Here is a 17,541-nt window from a genome sequence, read left to right as displayed (position 1 = left end):
CTCGGGAACCGGTTTGACGGCCATGACAGTCTCCTCGCATACGGGGTTGCGTTCGTGAGTCCGACGGTAGGGGGCAATGAGGTCAGATCCTGACCTACAAGGGCCACCTCCGCGCGCACTATTCTCGATCCGTCGGAACGGAAGCACGTCCGGCACGAAGCAGGTCCGGCACGGGGGAAGGGCGCGCGGCGATGGAGCCACTGGCACCGGCAGATCCACGGCACATCGGCGAGTACCGTCTGCTGGCCCGGCTCGGCGCGGGCGGCATGGGCCAGGTCTACCTCGCGCGCAACGACCGCGGCCGCACCGTCGCCGTCAAGCTCGTACGCCAGGAGCTCGCCGTGCAGGAGGAGTTCCGCAGCCGCTTCCGCCAGGAAGTACGCGCGGCCCTGCGCGTCGGCGGCGAGTGGACCGCACCCGTGCTCGACGCCGACACCGAGGCCCCCGTCCCCTGGGTCGCCACCGGCTACATCGCGGGACCCGCGCTCCACAGCGTCGTCTCCGGCGACCACGGCCCGCTCCCGGAGCGCTCCGTTCGCATCCTCGCCACCGGACTCGCGCACGCACTCGAGAACATCCACGGCGCCGGCCTCATCCACCGCGACCTCAAGCCGTCCAACATCCTGATCACGATCGACGGCCCCCGCGTCATCGACTTCGGCATAGCCCGCGCCCTGGAAACGGTCACCGACGGCGGCCTCACCCGCACCGGCGCGCTCGTCGGCTCGCCCGGCTTCATGGCTCCCGAGCAGGTACGCGGCGACCGCGTCACCACCGCCTGCGACATCTTCTGCCTCGGCTCCGTCCTGGCGTACGCGGCGACGGGCCGCCTCCCGTTCGGCTCGGCCGACAGCGGTGTGCACGCGCTGATGTTCCGTATCGCTCAGGAGGAGCCGGACCTGGCCGGCCTTCCGGAGGGCCTGCTCGAGCTCGTACGCGACTGCCTCAACAAGGACCCCGAGGCCCGCCCGACGCTGGCGCGGATCCTGGAGCGTACGACCTCCGACGCGGACGTCGAGCCCTGGCTGCCCGGCGCGCTGATCGCCCAACTCGGCCGCCATGCGGTGCAGTTGCTGGAGGTGGAGCAGCCGGCGGCCCCGGCTGCTCCCGCACCGGCCGCGCTCCCGGCCCCGACCCCGGAACAGCCGCCGACGATGACCGCGGCCGCCCCGAAGCCCCCGATGCCGCGGCCCACGCCTCCGCCGACCCCACCCCCGGCGTACGGGTACGGCTACCCGTACAACGTCCCCGCCCAAGCCGGGTACCTCCCCGCCCCGGCTCCGTACGCACCCCCGCCCGCGCCCAGCAGGAAGGGCGGCACCGTAGCCCTCGTCGCGGTGGCCCTCCTCGTCGCGGTCCTGGCGGGCGGCTCGGTGTACGCGTTCATGGGCGGCGACGGCAAGCACACAGGGTCCAGCCACTCCACGCCGCCGGCCTCGAAGTCCCCCTCGCCGCAGACCTCGTCGCCGACGGCCCCCGCCACCACACCCCCGACCGATCCCGGCACCGGGACCGGCGGCGTCCCCCAGGAGTACGTCGGCACCTGGCAGGCCTCCTTCGACACCGCCGACGGCACCAATGTCCGCACCATGACGATCACCCAGGGCTCGACCGGCACCCAGGTCATGACCCTGACGGGCACCGGCCCGAACTACGACTGCCGCTGGTCGGCCACCCTCCGCGCCTCGGGCCCGCCCCTCGAACTCGGGCCGACCCAGGTCACGTTCGGCGACCCGAAGCAGTGCTCACCGGGCCAGTGGAGCCGCCTGAACATGCCCAACGACACGACGATCGTGCGCGAGCTGGTGGGCTCGGGCGGCGCGCCGCTCACGTACACGAAGCGCGGCTGAGGCTCACACCTCGAGGTCCGTCATTCCGTACTGCGGCCGCCACCGACCATGCGGTCAGAGTCTGATCGCATACACGTAGCGGCTGTTGTACGGGGACCGTGGACGGGTGCCCCGGTCCTGGTCGTCGACCGCGTACTCGCCGAGCGACCACAGGAGTCGTCGCCCGCCGGTCCGTGCGTAGGACAGGTCCTCCGTACCCCGCACCACTCCTCCGTTCGTCCGCACGGTCAGATCGGTGGCGGACGCCCGGCCGGTGTCCAGGTAGCCGTACACGGACGGGCCGTCGCTGCGGGAGACGTAGAACGTCTGGTTGACGCTGGCCGCGCCCTGGATCTGCTGGATGTCGCGTCCGGGACGTGTCCCGGACACGCCGGGGGTCAACCGAGCAGCGCCGACGCGGCGTTGGACAGCAGGAGCGGGTGCACGAACCGCCCTTCGCCGGTGGGCGGGAACCTCCAGGACAGCGGCCAGGTGCGGCCGCGGAGGGCGGGCACGGGCACGAAACTCACATGTGCCGGACCTGAGTTGAACCGGGTGACACCACGCGGCCAGGGCCGGTGGGACGTCGTCCCGGGCGGTACGAGGAAGTAGACCGACCGTCGCCCGTACGCCTCTATGACGACGGGGCCCGGGTCGCCCCCGGTCATCCTCTCCAGGAGGTCGGCCAGGCGGCGGCCGTCCTCGTCGTCGACGCGGACTGCGTCGAATTGCACGCCTGCCTTACGGAGCTGGAATCCGGAAGCCGGAATCCAATCGAGGTTTACTTGGCGACTTTGCGTATCCACAAGGACAGTCTGAGTGACTTTGGCTAGCGTTTTCCAGGACCGCGAGGAGGGGGTCCGGCATACGTTGACCTGGGCGAACTTCCCTTGAGGCGGGTCGAATTCGGCGGGGACTGGTTGAGACCGGTTGAGTCCGGTTGAGTCGAAGCGGTGATCGCAAATGGCACGTTCGGAAAACAAGGAAACGGCGGGTCCGGCGACGCGCCTGGTGGCGAATGTCGCGCGCAATATGCGCGTCCAGAAAGGACTGACACAGGAGCAGCTGGGAGACGAGATGGGCTTCACAGGCGCGGCGGTGAGCGCGATGGAGACCTGCGCGCAGCCCGCGAGCGACCAGATGCTGGTGGAGCTGGAGAGAGTGCTCGGGGGCGGGACGGGGATCTTCGAGGAGGCGAGGACGTACGTACGGCTGGACAAGTACCCGGCGCAGTTCAAGAACTACGCACTGCTGGAACAGAAGGCGGTGGGGCTGTGCCTGTACGCAACGCTGGTCGTGCACGGGCTGTTCCAGACGGAGGAGTACGCGCGGGCGCTGATCGGGGGCGGGTATCCGCCGCTGTCCGGGGAGCGGGTGGAGGAGCTGGTCGAGGCGCGGATGGCGCGTAGGGCGCTGTTCGAGCGGGAGCCGGTGGCACTGATCGAGGTGGTGCTGGAGGAGTCCGTACTGCGCAGGACGATTGGCAGCGAGGAGGTCATGCGGGGCCAGCTGCTACATCTCGCGGAATGTGCGCGGCGGCGCAATGTGACACTCCAGGTGCTGCCGCTGGACTGCGGTCTCAGCGGCGAGCACGCTGGTGCCCACAGCGAGTTAACCCTCGTGGAAACGCTGGAACACGACCACCTGGTTTACCTGGAGGCACAGGACGAAAGCCTGCTGATCAAGGACCCTGCAAAGGTGAGCACATGCGCCCAGCGGTATGCGAAGATCCGAGCACAGGCCCTGGGTCCTCGTGAATCGCTGGGCCTCATCGAGCGGTTGGCAGGAGATCAGCAATGACCAGCACCCTGCGGTGGTTCAAGTCCAGCTACAGCAGCGCCAGCGGCGGCGAGTGCATCGAAGTGGCCTTCGACTGGCACAAGTCCTCGTACAGCAGCAACGGCACCGGCAACTGCGTCGAGGTCGCCACCTGCCCCCACACCATCCACATCCGCGACTCCAAGGTCACCGACGGCCCCACTTTCGCCGTCGCCCCCACCACCTGGACGAACTTCCTCGACTGGGCGAGCTGAACCCGTACGGAGGAGAAGCCATGACGTTGACGGGCACAGCGGTACCGGGTCCGGCGGGTCTGCCGCTCCTGGGCTCGATGTTCGAGCTCAAGCGGGACTCGCTCGGCACCTTCCTCAACGCACAGCGCGAGCACGGCGACGTCGTCAGGATCACCGCGGGCCCGCCCGGGCTGCGGGCCGAGCTGTACGCGGTGTTCTCCGCGGAGGGCGCCCAGCAGGTACTGGCGACGGAATCGGCCAACTTCCGCAAGGACAACGCCTTTTATCAGGAGGTCCGGGAGTCGTTCGGCAACGGCCTGCTGACCAGCCAGGACGACGACTACCTCCGGCAGCGGCGACTCGTGCAGCCGCTGTTCACCCGCCGCCGGGTCGACGGCTACGCCGACGCCGTCACCGCCGAAACCTCTGCTCTGCTCTCCGCCTGGCGCACCGCCCCGGACGCCACGGTGGACGTCGTCGACGAGACGACCCGGCTCACACTGCGGGCGGTTGCCCGCATCCTGTTCGGCACGGACGTCGAGGCGGCGGTCGACGTCGTGCAGCGCTGTTTCCCGATCATCGGGGAGTACACACTCACCCGCGGCTACTCCCCCGCCAACTTCCCGCGCAGCTGGCCGACTCCTGCCAACCGGCGGGCCGCCACCGCGATGGAGGAACTGTTCGCGGTGTGCGACGGGATCATCGAGAAGCGGCGGGCGGAGGGGGATGCGGCCCAGGGTGAGGATCTGCTGACGCTGCTCTCCCAGGCCGAGAGCGCGGAGGACGGGTCCCTCGACGCGTCGGAGATCCGCGACCAGGTCCTGGTGTTCCTGCTCGCGGGGCACGAGACGACGGCCACGTCGCTGGCGTTCGCGCTGCATCTGCTGGCCCGCCACCCCGAGCAGCAGGCGCTGGCGCGGGACGAGGTCGTACGCGTACTGGACGGGCGGACCCCTGGGGCCGCGGATCTCGATGCACTGCCGTATCTGACGAAGGTCCTCAAGGAGGCCATGCGGCTGTATCCGGCGGGTCCGGTCATCGGCCGCCAGGCTGTCGCGGCCGCCGAGATCGGCGGGCACACGATCCCGGCCGGCGCGGATGTGATCGTCGCGCCGTGGGTGACGCACCGGCATCCGGGGTACTGGGACGATCCGGAGCGCTTCGACCCGGAACGGTTCACGCCGGAGCGGGAGAAGGAGCGGCCGCGGTACGCATGGTTCCCGTTCGGCGGCGGGCCGCGGGCATGCATCGGTCAGCACTTCTCGATGCTGGAGTCGGTGCTGGCGCTGGCGATGATCCTGCGGGAGTACGAGCTGGAGGCGGTCGACGTGGAGGTTCCGGTGGACACCGGAATCACTCTGCGGGCGGCGGGCCCGGCGCGGTGCGCGCTGCGGCGGGTGGACGGGGCGTCCGCCTGACGCGGAGGCGCGGGGCCCGGGCGCGATCCGGGCCCCGCGCCGCGTACTACTCGACGATCCGGATCGTCCGGATGCCCGTACCGCGGTACCGCGACGGCGCGCGGGTCAGCACCGGGCGGCCGCGCGGCCACTCGACAGACGGCCGGGCCAGATGCAGCGCGTGCGCACCGCTCCAGTCGCTCTCCGCCTTCTCCGGGTCGTCGTCGTCCACGTCGGAGCGCAGTTGCTTGCCGACCGCCATGACTCCCGCGAAGTCGAGCGCCGTGATGTCCACGGACGGCAGCGCGCCGATGTGCTCGGCCACGCCCGCGCGTTCCGCCTCTGCGGCAGTCAGGCACAGGGCCGGAATGTAGACGCGCTGCGCCGGGTTCTTCTCGGCCTCGGTGACAAGGCGCGAGGCCATGCTGTTGCCTGCGCCGAGCGCCAGGGCGGCGGTGTCGTCGAAGACGACAGCACGCGGCAGCGGGTACTCCTTGCTGGCCGTCACTGGACCTCCCCGATCCGTCCGGCCTCGAGGTCGGCCCAGAGCTGCTCGCCGGCCCGTTCGTCCTCCTCGGTGTACGGCCTGCCGAGGAAGTGCTCCTCGACGTACGCCTTGGTCTCCTCGTACTGCTTCTGGAGCTCCTCCTTGGTGGGCGTGGCACCCGCGAGCTGCGCGACCAGGTCGCGCATCGTCATCCCGCGCTCGCGAGCGAGCTCCAGCAGGCGGTCACGGACCGCGGGGTCGACCTTGATGGTGGTGTCAGCCATGATCACAGTATACCGGCGGTATACCGTTTCAGGGCGCTCTAATGCGATGGTCACGTCGCTCCACTTCCCTTGAAGTCGTATGGACTGCCGGGTGACCGTACTGCCACGCACAGCGATCGACGCAAGTGCCAACTGACTATGCCAAACCCGTAGTTCGAATGACTCAAAGCCCGAAATCAGGTCGGCATTTGCCGAAAATGGGGTCGAATCGACGGACGGCAGACAGCCGCCACCTCCCTGAAGAGTTCACCCCCCAGGGTGACTTGGGGGCGAACATCCGGCGTCGAGACCCCGTAAGCCCCGAACTCGGCGTCGCCACACCGACTGCGTAATGTTCGGCGCATGGAACAGCTCGCGCCCCAGGATCCGCCCTCCATAGGTGAGTACCGTCTGCTCGGCCGCCTTGGTGAGGGCGGGATGGGCCGGGTCTACCTCGCCCGTTCCGCGGGCGGCCGTACGGTCGCCGTCAAGCTCATCAAGGCCGAGCTCGCCGGGAATCCGGAGTTCCGCGGCCGGTTCCGGCAGGAGGTGGCCGCCGCGCGCCGGGTCGGCGGGGAGTGGACCGCGCCCGTGCTGGACGCGGATACCGAGGCGGCGGAGCCCTGGGTGGCGACCGGGTACATCGCCGGGCCCTCGTTGCTGCATGTCGTGCGGGAGAGGCCGCTGCCTCAGGAGTCGGTGCGGACACTGGCGTACGGTCTGGCCGGCGCGCTGCGGAGCGTGCACGGGGCCGGTCTCGTCCACCGGGACCTGAAGCCGTCCAACGTACTGATCACGATCGCCGGTCCTCGGGTCATCGACTTCGGCATCGCCCGCGCGCTGGAGAATCCGTCCGACGAACTGACCCAGACCGGCGTGGTGGTGGGGTCGCCGGGCTATATGTCGCCCGAGCAGATCCAGGGCGAGCGGGTCGGTCCTGCCTGCGATGTGTTTTCGCTGGGCTCGGTGTTGGCGTATGCGGCGACCGGGCGGCTGCCGTTCGGGCGTTCCGACACCGGGATTCACTCGGTCATGTTCCGGATCGTGAGCGCGGAGCCCGATCTGAGCGGCGTGGAAGGGGAGTTGCGGCAGCTGATCGCGGACTGTCTGGCCAAGGATCCGGCGCAACGGCCGACGCCGGAGCAGATCGTGGAGCGCACCCGTCCTGCCGATCCGGCCGCACCCTGGCTGCCCGCGGCGCTGATCGCCGAGCTCGGGCAGCGCGCGGTGTCGCTGCTGGACGCCGATACGCCGACGAGGGGCGCCGTGCCGAACCCGCCGACGCCGGCGCCGGATGCCGTTCGGGCGGCGTACGGCACCCCGCCGTCGCCGGGCGCGCCCGGAACTTCTGGAACTCCCGGCACCCCGGGCACCTACGGCACCCCGCAGCCGGGTGCCACGCCCCCGTGGCCCCAGGCCTCCGGCGCCCCTGCGCCCGGAACCCCCGGCGGCGTGCCCGGAGTCCCCTCGGCCGCCGCTCCCTACGGCTCCTGGGTACAGGGCCACCTCACGGGCGCCGACGCACCCGACACCACCGGTACCAGCCCCGCCGCGCGGAAGCGCTCCCGGCGGACCGTGGTGATCACCGGTGTGGCCGTGGCCGCGCTGCTGGGCTCGGCCTTTGCTGCCGTCACCCTGCTGCGCGGGGACGGCGACACGGTGGCCGGCCGGCCGGGAAGCGGCGGTTCGGCCACCGGAGGGCCTGGCGCGGCCGCACAGGGCAAGGGCAAGGAGTCGCTGTCGTCCCCCGGGCCCGGGAGCGGCGCAGGCGACGACGTGAAGGACCCCGCGTCCAAGGACCCGGAGGGCAAGAAGCCGGGAGGGTCGGGGAACCCCGCCGGACCGGCCGCGCTGCCCGCCGCGTATGCCGGGACCTGGATCGGCAGCGTCCTCCGCGACGGCGCGGACACCGGCTCACAGCGCCGGATCACCCTCTCCCCCGGCAAGGTCGGCGACACCGTCGTCGCGAGCATCAGCGTGGGCGAGAGCTATCTGTGCAAGGGCACCGGCAAGCTGCTTGCGGCAGGCGGTGGTTCGATCCGTATCGACACCGGTGTCACCGTCAGCACGCCCGCCGGGAAGTGTTCCGCCATCGGCGAGCAGACCCTGACAGCGCGCTCCGACGGGACGCTCGCGTGGACCGCGAGCGGCGGCCGGAGCTCGACGCTGCGCAAGGCGGGCCCCGACCGGATCCAGAGCACGTTCCTGGGCTCCTGGGAGCGAGACCTGACCAGCTCCGCCGGTGTGCAGCGGCTGACCGTCTCGCAGGGCGCCGTGGGCAGCCAGGTCGTCACCTTCACCACCACGCAGAGCGGCGGCATCTGTACGTCGAAGTCCGCTCTGTTCTCGGCGGGGGACCGCGTCGTGATCGGTCCGTCCCTGGTGGTGAGCGGCGACTGCGCGGCGGCCGGGTCGTCGGTCCTGACGGTGAGCGGCAGCACACTGAACCGGTCCTTCCTCGACACGGGCGACTCGCCCCGCGAGTACCGGCGTCCGTAGGAACGGGTCCACAGGAACGCAACTCGCCCCGACCGGCCGAAAGGCCGCCCGGGGCGAGCCGCAGGAACCACCCCTACAGGAACGAGTTGATCTCGATCGTTTCGGTGCGGCCGGGGCCGACACCGATCGCCGAGATCGGCGCGCCCGACATCGCCTCCAGCGCCTTCACATACGCCTGCGCGTTCTTCGGCAGGTCGTCGAAGGTCTTCGCCTTGGTGATGTCCTCGGACCAGCCCGGCAGCATCTCGTAGATCGGCTTCGCGTGGTGGAAGTCGGTCTGGGAGTACGGGAGTTCCTCGACGCGCCTGCCGTCGATCTCGTACGCCACACATACCGGGATCTGCTCCCAGCCGGTCAGCACGTCCAGCTTGGTGAGGAAGAAGTCGGTCAGGCCGTTGACCCGGGTCGCGTACCGCGCGATGACCGCGTCGAACCAGCCGCAGCGGCGGTCGCGGCCGGTGGTCACGCCACGCTCGCCGCCGATGCGGCGCAGCGCCTCGCCGTCCTCGTCGAGGAGCTCCGTCGGGAACGGGCCCGCGCCGACGCGGGTCGTGTACGCCTTGAGGATGCCGATGACCCGGCTGATCTTCGTCGGGCCCACGCCCGCGCCCGTGCAGGCGCCGCCCGCGGTCGGGTTCGAGGAGGTGACGAAGGGGTACGTGCCGTGGTCGACGTCGAGGAGCGTGCCCTGGCCGCCCTCGAAGAGGACGACCTTGCCCTCGTCGATGGCGTCGTTCAGGATCAGCGTGGTGTCGGCGACGTACGGCTTGAGCTGCTCAGCGAACTGGAGCATCTCCTCGACGATCTTGTCAGCCTCGATCGCGCGCCGGTTGTAGACCTTGGCGAGGAGCTGGTTCTTGGACTCCAGCGCCGCCTCGACCTTCTGCACCAGGATCGACTCGTCGTAGAGGTCCTGGACGCGGATGCCGACACGGTTGATCTTGTCCGCGTATGTCGGACCGATGCCGCGGCCGGTCGTGCCGATCTTCCGCTTCCCGAGGAACCGTTCCGTCACCTTGTCGACGGTGACGTTGTACGGAGTGATCAGGTGGGCGTTTCCGCTGATCAGCAGCTTGGACGTGTCGACGCCGCGGTCGTTCAGCCCGCTGAGCTCGGAGAGCAGTACCGCCGGGTCCACAACGACGCCGTTGCCGATTACCGGAGTACATCCGGGCGAGAGGATTCCGGAAGGGAGGAGATGCAGCGCATACTTCTGGTCGCCCACGACAACCGTGTGGCCGGCGTTGTTGCCGCCCTGGTAACGCACTACATAATCCACGGATCCACCGAGCAGGTCGGTGGCCTTTCCCTTGCCCTCGTCACCCCACTGAGCACCGAGCAGCACAAGTGCGGGCACAGGCGTACACCCCTTCCGGGCGGGGCAAGACCAAGGTCAGGGGGCCTGAGCCGTGCCTGAGTCTTCGGACCGGTTGCCCCGGAATAGACGAAGCCCCTGGCGCAATAGCGCAAGGGGCTCTTGCACAAAGATGCTACCCGAGGAAGGACCGAGGTGTCGGCTCACGACCAGCTACTAGTGGTCATCGACCCGGTCGCCCGCCGAAGTGACGGCGAGTCCGTGCGGATCGCGAAAGATGTGCTGCGTGGCGGCGCGGAGGCGAAGATCTGCCTTCCCGAGAGCCCGGAGGAGTTTGCGCGGGCACTGGCACGCAGGGGCTCGCGGCGGCCGGTGGTGGTCGGTGACGACCGTGCGCTGCTGCGGGCGGTGGCCCTGCTGCACCGGGACCGCTGGCTGGGCGACGGGGCGCTGGCGCTGGTCCCGGTGGGCACATCCATAGAGCTCGCACACGCGCTGGGCGTGCCGAGGGGTGCGGTGGCGGCGGCTCGGGCGGTGCTGGACGGGACCGTACAGCGTCTTGATCTGCTGGTGGACGAGAGCGACGGCGTGGTGCTGGGGGATCTGTCGATCCCGGCGGCGCGGGCGGCGGCGGGCGCGGCGGCGAACGGGACGTCGGTGTGGGGCACCTGCCGCTCGCTGGTGCGCACCCTGGTCCGCCCGGCGCCGCCGGTGCCCGCGGTGCGTACGCACCGGCTGCGGGTGGAGGCCGACGGAGTACTGCTGACGGACCTGGACCGGCTGGTGGAGGACGTGACGGTGCGCGCGGGCGGCGGTCGGGCGGAGGTGGTCGTCCGGCACGGCGCGGACATGGAGCCGGTGACGGCGCGGGCGCTGACGGTGACCGTGTCCGGGGCGGACTTCCGCTACCGGGCGGACGCGCTGATCACGGGCCCGGTCCGGACGCGGACGTGGACGCTGCGGCCGGGGGCGTGGGGGCTGACGCTGCCGTCGGTGGCGGTGGCGTCGGGCGGGTAGTGAGCCGGGAGGGGCCGACAGCCGGTTCGTCCTCGAGCGCCGGACAGGCTCGAATCCAAGCCCGTCTAGCAGCGTTCAGCCCGTCCGTACGGCCGTACGCGAACGAGCGCTGGTGGGTCCTGCTGCTCCTCGCGGTCGCGGTCGTCGCGCAGGGTGCGGTCGCCTATCTGCTGGCCGGACGGCGCGATGTCGGCATGAGCTTCCTGCCGACCCGCCCGGGCCCGCGGAAGGCAGGATCGCCACCGCGGCCGGGCTCGCCCGGCGGCTCCAGCGCGGCAGCGTTCTCGGCTGGGCCGTCGGCTTCTTCCTCGCCGGGATCGTCTTCGGCGGGATGGCGAAGGGCACGGCGGACCTGGTCGGCGACAACGAGGCTGCCCGGGAGATCTTCGAGCGGATGGGCGGGCAGGCCGGGATGACCGAGGCCTTCCTGGCGGCGATGATCGGCATGTTCGGCATGGTCGCCGCGCTGTACACGGTCGCGTCCGTGCTGCGGCTGCACGGCGAGGAGACCTCACAGCGCGCCGAGCCGATCCTGGCGAACGCGGTCGGCCGGGTCGCCTGGGCGGCGGGCCACCTCGCCATCGCTTTCGGCGGCGCGGTCGTGATCATGGCTATGGCCGGCCTGGGGCCGGCGATCGGCCACGGCGAGGAGTTCGGCCCGATCATGGGCGCGGCCCTGGTCGAACTCCCGGCGACCTGGCTGCTGGGCGGGCTCGCGGTGGTGCTGTACGGGCTCTTCCCGAAGGCGGCTGTGGCGTCCTGGGCGGTGGTCGGGATCTGCCTGACCCTGGGCTGGATCAGCCCGGCGCTGGACCTGCCCGAGTCGGTGATGAACCTGTCGCCGTTCAGCCACCTGCCGAAGCTGCCGGGCCCGGAGATGACCTGGACGCCGGTGCTGCTGCTGACCGCGGTGGCGGCGGCACTGGTGGCGGCGGGACTCGGCGGTCTGCGCAGGAGGGACATGCAGACCTGACCCTGCCCGCCCGGCGGGAACGCACGGCGGGAACGCACGGCGCCCGGAAGACCTGTGTCGGAGTCCGGGCGCCGTGCGTTGCCCGGGCCGGTTGGTGGTGTCCGGGCGCCGTGCGTTGCCCGGGCCGGTTGGTGGTGTCCGGGCGCCGTGCGTTGCCCGGGCCGGTTGCGCGGGCATCAGAGTTCGACCAGCAGCTCCTTGACGCCGCGGATGACGTAGCCCGGCTTCCACTCCGGCTGGGCGGCGAGCCGCATCGTCGGGGCTTCGCGGAGCAACTCGCCGAAGGACGCGGCCAGTTCGATACGGGCGAGCGGCGCGCCGAGGCAGTAGTGGATGCCACCGCCGAAGCTGACATGAGGGTTGTCGGCGCGGGCGAGGTCGAGGGTGTCCGGGTGGCCGAACCTCTCCGGATCGCGGTTGGCCGAGCCGAAGAGCAGGGCGAGTTCGGAGCCGCGCGGGACGACCGTCCCGTCGATCTCGATGTCGTCGAGGACCCACCGCTCGAACAGCTGGAGCGGAGTGTCGTAGCGCATCAGCTCCTCCACAGCTGTGGACAGGAGTGTGTGGTCGGCGCGGAGAGCGGCGAGCTGCCCGGGGTGGCGGAAGAGCGTCCACCAGCCGTTGGCGGTGGTGTTGACCGTCGCCTCGTGCCCCGCGTTCAGCAGCAGCACACAGGTGGAGATCATCTCCTGCTCGCTGAGCCGGTCGCCCTCCTCGTAGGCGGCGATGAGCGCGGAGATCAGGTCGGCGCCGGGCGAGCTGCGCCGTTCGTTGATCAACTCCCGTAGATACGCGCTGAATTCGAGCGAGGCCGCGACGGCGCGGGCGGCGGTCTCCTCGGACGGATTCAGCTCGTACATCCCGCAGATGTCGGCTGACCAGGGCCGCAGCAGCGCACGGTCGGCGGCCGGAATGCCGAGCATCTCCGCGATGACGGCCACGGGCAGCGGCTCGGCGACCTCGGCGAGCAGATCACCTCCGCCGGCGTCCGTGATCCGCGCGACGAGCTCGGCCGCGAGCCTGCGCACGGTGGGCACGAGCGCCTCGACGGTGCGCGGTGTGAAGGCCTTGGAGACCAGCCGCCGGATCCGGGTGTGGTCGGGCGCCTCGAGATCGAGCATCCCGCTGTCGTTGAGCGTGTGGAACGGCTCGTGCGCGGCCGGAGGTGCCGTACGGCCGAACTCCTCGTGTGTGAAGCGGTGCAGATAGGTCCGCCCGAGCCGCCGGTCGCGCAGCAGCGCGGAGACGTCGGCATGGTGCGGGACGAGCCACTGGCGGGTGGGCTCGTAGTAGTGCACCCGGCCGCGGGAGCGGAGCTCGGCGTAGGCGGGGTAGGGGTCGGCGACGAATGCGGGTGACCAGGGGTCGAAGGCGGCCATGCGCCGACGCTACCGGTCGCCTCCCGTACCCGGGGCTCCGCGTAGGACGGAAGTCAACCAGGACGCCGCCACTGAACCTCGACTATGTCGCTCATGCCGCGATTCTGCACAGAACAGGAGTACCCCGGAAGTCAGCTTCGTCTACGGCAATCGTGCCGACGAGAGCGTCCTTGCTCATCAGCCGCCACCATCGCTGTCTTCGGTCATCCTGCCCCTCGTGGTTCGGTCCCCCGGCTCACGCACGCCGTTCTCCACCCAGGCAGGTCGGGCAGGAACGAGGTTGAAGAACATCGGTGGAACGTGGCCTCGGCGGGGCGGTCTTGTGGAATTCAGTCGCCCCCCGGATGGGGGAGGCGGGTGCAACCAGCGGGGGATGTGGCCGGTCGGGGTGACCTTCGAGAATGGGATTCCTGCTGGTGGAAGGGGAGTTCGGGTGGAACGGTGGGATCGGGTCGGGCGGAGAGCGTCTTACGGGGCGGCTTTGGCACTGTTGCCGTACTTACTGATCAAGGTTTCGTGGGTGGTCGGCTCGCTCATGGGGGTGCTGCCGGTCGGCAATGGGTTCGGCATGGCGGAGTGGGTGGTACTCAACACCGTCACGGTCGGTATGGCCGCGATCGGGATCGCGTTGGCGCTTGCTCTGGTGCGGCCGTGGGGGATGCGGATACCGGGGGCGCCGGTCGCGTTCTGCGCGTGGGTGGGGTCGGGGTTCCTCGTCTCGATACTGCCGTTCGGCGTGCTCGGTGCACTCCTGGATGCGGGCGGCGGCTCACAGGGCGGCGGCGAGGATCCGGCCATGCCGGTCTGGGAAGGCCTTCTGGTCCAGTTCAGCTTTCTGGGGATGGGGCTGGGGCTGGCCCTCGCGGTCCCCGCGTATCTGAGGCGCCGCTGGCCAGAAGCGTTCACCGGGCGAGTCGGCGACGGCCCGCGCACGGCGCCACCATGGGCGGCTGCCGTCGGTGCGGCGGTCGGGCTGGTCTGGCTCTACTGGGCGGTCGGCGGCACGATGGGGATCGCGCACCCGGCCGAGCGGATCACGGACTGGTACGTGCTGGGAGCTGTCTCCGGTTTCTGGGCGCTCGCCGGATCCGTCGCCGTCAGGATGGTCGCCCGGGCGCGACCTGCCCGGTTGCCCCGCTGGCTGCCTCTGGTGTTCGGTTGGGTCGGGTCGGGCTCGTTGTTCGCGTGGAGCGGTTGGAAGCTGCCCATCACGCTGTATACAGCGTGGGCGGACCCGGTTGGCGCCGGCCCGCCTGAGAACCTCGTCGTCGCGGTGGTGCTGCATCTCTGCGCTGTAGTGGCGGGCGCGGCGATGCTGCGGACACTCATCCGCACGCGTATCCGCGTCGCCGAGTCCCATGACCAGCCCGATGTCGCCACTCGACTTGAGGTTTGAGTGCCTCAGACGGGCTAAAGCCTAGCCCGGGGTCACCAGGCGTGCCTCGTAGGCGAACACCGCCGCCTGCGTACGGTCCCGCAGTCCCAGTTTCACCAGCACCCGGCTCACATGCGTTTTGATCGTGGACTCCGCCACCACCAGATGCGAGGCGATCTCCGCGTTCGACAGACCCTGCGCGATCAGCACCAGGACCTCCGTCTCGCGCTCCGTCAGATCGCCGACCTGCGCCAGCGCCGGCGGCCGCGGGTTCTGCGAGAGCTTCGAGAACTCCGTGATCAGGCGGCGCGTCACCGTCGGGGCCAGCAGCGCCTCGCCCGCCGCCACCACCCGTACACCGTCGGCCAGTTGGCGGGCCGACGCGTCCTTCAGCAGGAAGCCGGACGCCCCCGCGCGCAGCGCCTGGTACACGTACTCGTCGAGGTCGAAGGTCGTCAGCACCAGCACCTTGGACTCGCTGTGCGCCGCGACGATCTCGCGGGTCGCCTCGATACCGTTCAGCTCCGGCATACGGATGTCCATCAGCACGACGTCGGGTGCGAGCTCGGCGACCTTGGTGACCGCCTCGCGGCCGTTCACCGCCTCGCCGATGACCTCGATGTCGGGCATCGCGTTCAGCAGGACCGAGAAACCCTCGCGGACCATCATCTGGTCGTCGACGATAAGGACGCGGATCGTCATGAGGTCTCCTCGGATGCGGTCTCGGTCGCGGCGACGGGAATGAAGGCGGTCACCTCGTAGCCGCCCTCCTCCGTGGACTCCGCGGTCATCTCGCCGTTCAGCATCGTCACACGCTCCCGCATGCCCGTGATGCCGTGGCCGGCCCCCGGCGAGGGCTTGACCAGGCTCTGCGCGGCGGTGTTGACGATCCGCAGGCCCAGGCCACCGAGTACGTAGGAGATCTCGACCTTCGCCGTCGACCCGGGCGCATGGCGCAGCGCGTTGCTGAGCGCCTCCTGGATGATCCGGTAGGCCGACAGCTCGACGCCCTGCGGCAGATCGCGGACCGCGCCCGTGACCGTCTTCTCCACGTCCAGACCCGCCTCGCGGACATTGGAGAGCAGGTGCTCGATATCGGCGAGCACCGGCTGCGGCGCGTCGGGGGCCTGGTAGTCCTCCGCCCGTACGACACCGAGGACACGACGCAGTTCGGTCAGCGCGGCCACCGCGTTCTCGCGGATCGTGGCGAAGGCCTTCTCCAGCTCGGGCGGCGGGTTCTCCACCCGGTACGGCGCGGCCTCCGCCTGGATCGCGACCACCGACATGTGGTGGGCGACGACATCGTGCAGCTCACGGGCGATGGTGGTGCGCTCCTCCAGCAGCGTGCGCTTGTCGCGCTCGACGGCTGTCACGGTCTGCTGCGCCGCGACCTCCTGCTTCGCCTCGCGGCGGACGTGCAGCACGGTCACCACCAGCAGTGCGAGCGCGGCGGTGAAGAGCATCTGCGGCGTGTCGGAGACGCCGAGCCCGCGGCCGGGAGCGACCTCGGCGAAGAAGCCGTATACCGCCGTCAGCGCCCACATCCAGCCGGCGGTCCGCGGGCGCGTCCGCATCGCGACCACCGTCATCACGGTCAGGTACGAGAGGAAGGCGCTGGGCGGCCACGGATAGCCGTTCCAGTCGTTGGCGAGGACGGCTACCACGGGGGTGCTGAGCAGCGAGAGCCACCATGCGCCGACCGGCCTGACCAGCGTCATCAGCACTGCGGCCGCCGGGATGAACCCGGTCAGTACAAACTCCGCCCCGGCCCGCCCGCCGTCACCGGAGAAGTACGCCAGCAACAGCCCGTACATCGCCAGGCCGACCACGGCGGCGTGCGGGGTCCAGGCGGCACAGTCGCGTATCCGGCCGGGCAGACGGCGCGTGAGCGGCCCGTACGTCCGCCTCGGCGGCAGCGGTCGGTAGGCGAAGGCGTCATGGAACAGGTCCTGGCGGAGGCCGCTCAGCGCGCCCAGGGCCAGGCGGAACTCGGGGCTGCGGGTCTTCTCGGTCACGTACAGAACGGTAAGCGGAAGGACGGACGCGGTCGTCAGCATCGCTGCGGATCCTGCCGCGTCCGTCCTGAGTACTACCTGCTCACCGCGTGTGACGAGGACCGGAAGATGTCGGCGTGATCGGCCGCCCACTCGGCGAAGCTCCGCGCCGGGCGGCCCGTGACCTTCTCCACGGTGTCGACGACCGTACGGCCCACGGCCGGGGTGTTCCCGAACGCCTCCAGCAGGAAGCCGATCACCTCCTGCGAGTGGCCCGCCGCCCGCCACTGCGCGACCGCCTCCTCCTCGGTCAGCTCCACGAGCTCGATCCCGCGGCCCCGGGCCTCCGCCAGCGCGTCCACCTTGTCCTTGAGGGTGAGCACCTCCGGGCCTGTGACCACATACGCCCGGCCGCGGTGGCCGGTCTCGGTGAGAGCGACTGCCGCGACGGCTCCGATGTCGCCCTCGTGGACCATGGCGCTGAGCCGGCCGGCGAACGGCTCGCGCACCTCGTCGCCTGTCTTGATCCCCTCCGCCCACTCCAGGACGTTGGACATGAACTCGACCGGCATGATCACGGCCCAGTCCAGGTCACTGGCGCGTACCGCGTCCTCGAGCAGCGAAGGACCACCGCCGTGCAGCACGGTGACCCGGCGGACGCCCGCCTCGCGGGCCAGTTCGAGAATCCGTGGGCCGGTCTCCAGGGGCGCGAAGTACGCCCCGCCGAAGGTGATCAGATGCAGACCCGTGACGCCCTCGAGGGCGGCAGCGAGCGAGTCGGGGTCGGTGAGATCGCCCTGGACGGCCTCGACGCCCGCCGGGAACTCCGCCTTCGCGGGGTCGCGGGTGAGGGCGCGCACCGTGTGGCCGCGGTCAAGAAGTTCGGCGACGACCTGGCGGCCGACGGTTCCGGTGGCACCGGTCACGAGGATGTTCTCGGGATTCGTCATGAGAACAACGTAGAAGGACTTGCGGTCAGGTTCTGTCCGCGACAGAACCCG

General features: G+C 70.4%; 16 protein-coding genes and 1 pseudogene. 8 read left to right on the top strand and 9 right to left on the bottom strand.

The window, feature by feature from the left end; all coding sequences use genetic code 11:
* Window positions 1–191 precede the first annotated feature (191 nt).
* Window positions 192–1,850, top strand: coding sequence for a serine/threonine-protein kinase (locus tag AB0D12_RS06975; protein ID WP_362677848.1), 1,659 nt, complete (start codon window positions 192–194; stop codon window positions 1,848–1,850).
* Between the two features lie 54 nt (window positions 1,851–1,904).
* Here the strand turns inward: AB0D12_RS06975 and AB0D12_RS06970 are convergent, their stop codons facing one another.
* Window positions 1,905–2,219 (bottom strand): hypothetical protein, encoded by a 315-nt coding sequence (locus tag AB0D12_RS06970; RefSeq protein WP_362677846.1) that lies wholly within the window; start codon window positions 2,217–2,219, stop codon window positions 1,905–1,907.
* A gap of 8 nt (window positions 2,220–2,227) precedes the next feature.
* A complete protein-coding gene (locus AB0D12_RS06965; protein WP_362677844.1) occupies window positions 2,228–2,635 on the bottom strand; it encodes a hypothetical protein in 408 nt (135 codons plus the stop codon).
* A 157-nt stretch (window positions 2,636–2,792) separates the two neighbouring features.
* Between AB0D12_RS06965 and AB0D12_RS06960 the strand changes: the two genes are divergently transcribed.
* From AB0D12_RS06960 to AB0D12_RS06950, 3 genes are read left to right on the top strand one after another with little or no spacing between them, the layout of a single operon-like run.
* Window positions 2,793–3,629: a helix-turn-helix transcriptional regulator gene (locus AB0D12_RS06960; RefSeq protein ID WP_362677842.1), complete on the top strand. Its 837-nt coding sequence runs from the start codon at window positions 2,793–2,795 to the stop codon at window positions 3,627–3,629.
* A complete protein-coding gene (locus tag AB0D12_RS06955; RefSeq protein ID WP_362677840.1) occupies window positions 3,626–3,862 on the top strand; it encodes a DUF397 domain-containing protein in 237 nt (78 codons plus the stop codon). Before AB0D12_RS06960 ends, AB0D12_RS06955 begins: the two co-directional genes overlap by 4 nt.
* 20 nt (window positions 3,863–3,882) lie before the next feature.
* On the top strand, window positions 3,883–5,259 hold the full coding sequence (locus AB0D12_RS06950; protein WP_362677838.1) for a cytochrome P450: 1,377 nt from the start codon (window positions 3,883–3,885) through the stop codon (window positions 5,257–5,259).
* 46 nt (window positions 5,260–5,305) lie between these two features.
* Here AB0D12_RS06950 and AB0D12_RS06945 read toward each other — a convergent pair whose 3' ends face one another.
* Together AB0D12_RS06945 and AB0D12_RS06940 are read right to left on the bottom strand one after the other, a co-directional pair.
* Window positions 5,306–5,746, bottom strand: a complete 441-nt coding sequence (locus AB0D12_RS06945; protein WP_362677836.1) for a hypothetical protein — start codon at window positions 5,744–5,746, stop codon at window positions 5,306–5,308.
* The gene (locus tag AB0D12_RS06940) at window positions 5,743–6,009 is read right to left on the bottom strand and encodes a hypothetical protein (protein ID WP_360884392.1); all 267 of its coding nucleotides are present in this window, start codon (window positions 6,007–6,009) and stop codon (window positions 5,743–5,745) included. Before AB0D12_RS06940 ends, AB0D12_RS06945 begins: the two co-directional genes overlap by 4 nt.
* 342 nt (window positions 6,010–6,351) lie before the next feature.
* Between AB0D12_RS06940 and AB0D12_RS06935 the strand changes: the two genes are divergently transcribed.
* Entirely contained in the window at window positions 6,352–8,487 is a 2,136-nt protein-coding gene (locus tag AB0D12_RS06935; RefSeq protein ID WP_362677834.1) for a protein kinase, read from the top strand.
* Window positions 8,488–8,560: 73 nt separating this feature from the next.
* Here AB0D12_RS06935 and AB0D12_RS06930 read toward each other — a convergent pair whose 3' ends face one another.
* Complete coding sequence (locus AB0D12_RS06930) at window positions 8,561–9,844, bottom strand: adenylosuccinate synthase (RefSeq protein ID WP_362677832.1); 1,284 nt, start codon at window positions 9,842–9,844, stop codon at window positions 8,561–8,563.
* Between the two features lie 153 nt (window positions 9,845–9,997).
* Between AB0D12_RS06930 and AB0D12_RS06925 the strand changes: the two genes are divergently transcribed.
* Entirely contained in the window at window positions 9,998–10,819 is an 822-nt protein-coding gene (locus AB0D12_RS06925) for a diacylglycerol kinase (RefSeq protein WP_362677830.1), read from the top strand.
* 83 nt (window positions 10,820–10,902) lie between these two features.
* Window positions 10,903–11,792 (top strand): annotated as a pseudogene (locus AB0D12_RS06920) (ABC transporter permease); the annotation flags it as partial.
* A gap of 176 nt (window positions 11,793–11,968) precedes the next feature.
* Here the strand turns inward: AB0D12_RS06920 and AB0D12_RS06915 are convergent.
* Window positions 11,969–13,171, bottom strand: a complete 1,203-nt coding sequence (locus AB0D12_RS06915) for a cytochrome P450 (protein ID WP_362677828.1) — start codon at window positions 13,169–13,171, stop codon at window positions 11,969–11,971.
* A 433-nt stretch (window positions 13,172–13,604) separates the two neighbouring features.
* On the opposite strand from AB0D12_RS06915, the gene AB0D12_RS06910 reads away from it, so the two are divergent.
* Complete coding sequence (locus AB0D12_RS06910; RefSeq protein WP_362677826.1) at window positions 13,605–14,567, top strand: hypothetical protein; 963 nt, start codon at window positions 13,605–13,607, stop codon at window positions 14,565–14,567.
* Window positions 14,568–14,588: 21 nt separating this feature from the next.
* Here AB0D12_RS06910 and AB0D12_RS06905 read toward each other — a convergent pair whose 3' ends face one another.
* The 3 genes from AB0D12_RS06905 to AB0D12_RS06895 are packed head-to-tail and all read right to left on the bottom strand — an operon-like array spanning window position 14,589 to window position 17,490.
* Entirely contained in the window at window positions 14,589–15,248 is a 660-nt protein-coding gene (locus tag AB0D12_RS06905; protein WP_327325048.1) for a response regulator transcription factor, read from the bottom strand.
* Window positions 15,245–16,603, bottom strand: a complete 1,359-nt coding sequence (locus AB0D12_RS06900; RefSeq protein ID WP_362677824.1) for a histidine kinase — start codon at window positions 16,601–16,603, stop codon at window positions 15,245–15,247. Before AB0D12_RS06900 ends, AB0D12_RS06905 begins: the two co-directional genes overlap by 4 nt.
* A gap of 32 nt (window positions 16,604–16,635) precedes the next feature.
* Window positions 16,636–17,490, bottom strand: a complete 855-nt coding sequence (locus tag AB0D12_RS06895) for an NAD(P)H-binding protein (RefSeq protein ID WP_362677822.1) — start codon at window positions 17,488–17,490, stop codon at window positions 16,636–16,638.
* Window positions 17,491–17,541: the final 51 nt, after the last annotated feature.

The sequence above is a fragment of the Streptomyces sp. NPDC048479 genome (genome assembly GCF_040651435.1).
Lineage (GTDB): Bacteria > Actinomycetota > Actinomycetes > Streptomycetales > Streptomycetaceae > Streptomyces.
The sequence above is the reverse complement of the archived record's forward strand: the minus strand, read 5'-3'. Positions and strand labels throughout refer to the sequence as shown.

Excerpts from the sequence above, each read along its gene's own strand:
- AB0D12_RS06975 (WP_362677848.1), top strand. The coding sequence starts at position 192 with ATGGAGCCACTGGCACCGGCAGATCCACGGCACATCGGCGAGTACCGT.
- AB0D12_RS06960 (WP_362677842.1), top strand. The coding sequence starts at position 2,793 with ATGGCACGTTCGGAAAACAAGGAAACGGCGGGTCCGGCGACGCGCCTG.
- AB0D12_RS06955 (WP_362677840.1), top strand. The coding sequence starts at position 3,626 with ATGACCAGCACCCTGCGGTGGTTCAAGTCCAGCTACAGCAGCGCCAGC.
- AB0D12_RS06950 (WP_362677838.1), top strand. The coding sequence starts at position 3,883 with ATGACGTTGACGGGCACAGCGGTACCGGGTCCGGCGGGTCTGCCGCTC.
- AB0D12_RS06940 (WP_360884392.1), bottom strand. The coding sequence starts at position 6,009 with ATGGCTGACACCACCATCAAGGTCGACCCCGCGGTCCGTGACCGCCTG.
- AB0D12_RS06935 (WP_362677834.1), top strand. The coding sequence starts at position 6,352 with ATGGAACAGCTCGCGCCCCAGGATCCGCCCTCCATAGGTGAGTACCGT.
- AB0D12_RS06915 (WP_362677828.1), bottom strand. The coding sequence starts at position 13,171 with ATGGCCGCCTTCGACCCCTGGTCACCCGCATTCGTCGCCGACCCCTAC.
- AB0D12_RS06905 (WP_327325048.1), bottom strand. The coding sequence starts at position 15,248 with ATGACGATCCGCGTCCTTATCGTCGACGACCAGATGATGGTCCGCGAG.
- AB0D12_RS06900 (WP_362677824.1), bottom strand. The coding sequence starts at position 16,603 with ATGCTGACGACCGCGTCCGTCCTTCCGCTTACCGTTCTGTACGTGACC.
- AB0D12_RS06895 (WP_362677822.1), bottom strand. The coding sequence starts at position 17,490 with ATGACGAATCCCGAGAACATCCTCGTGACCGGTGCCACCGGAACCGTC.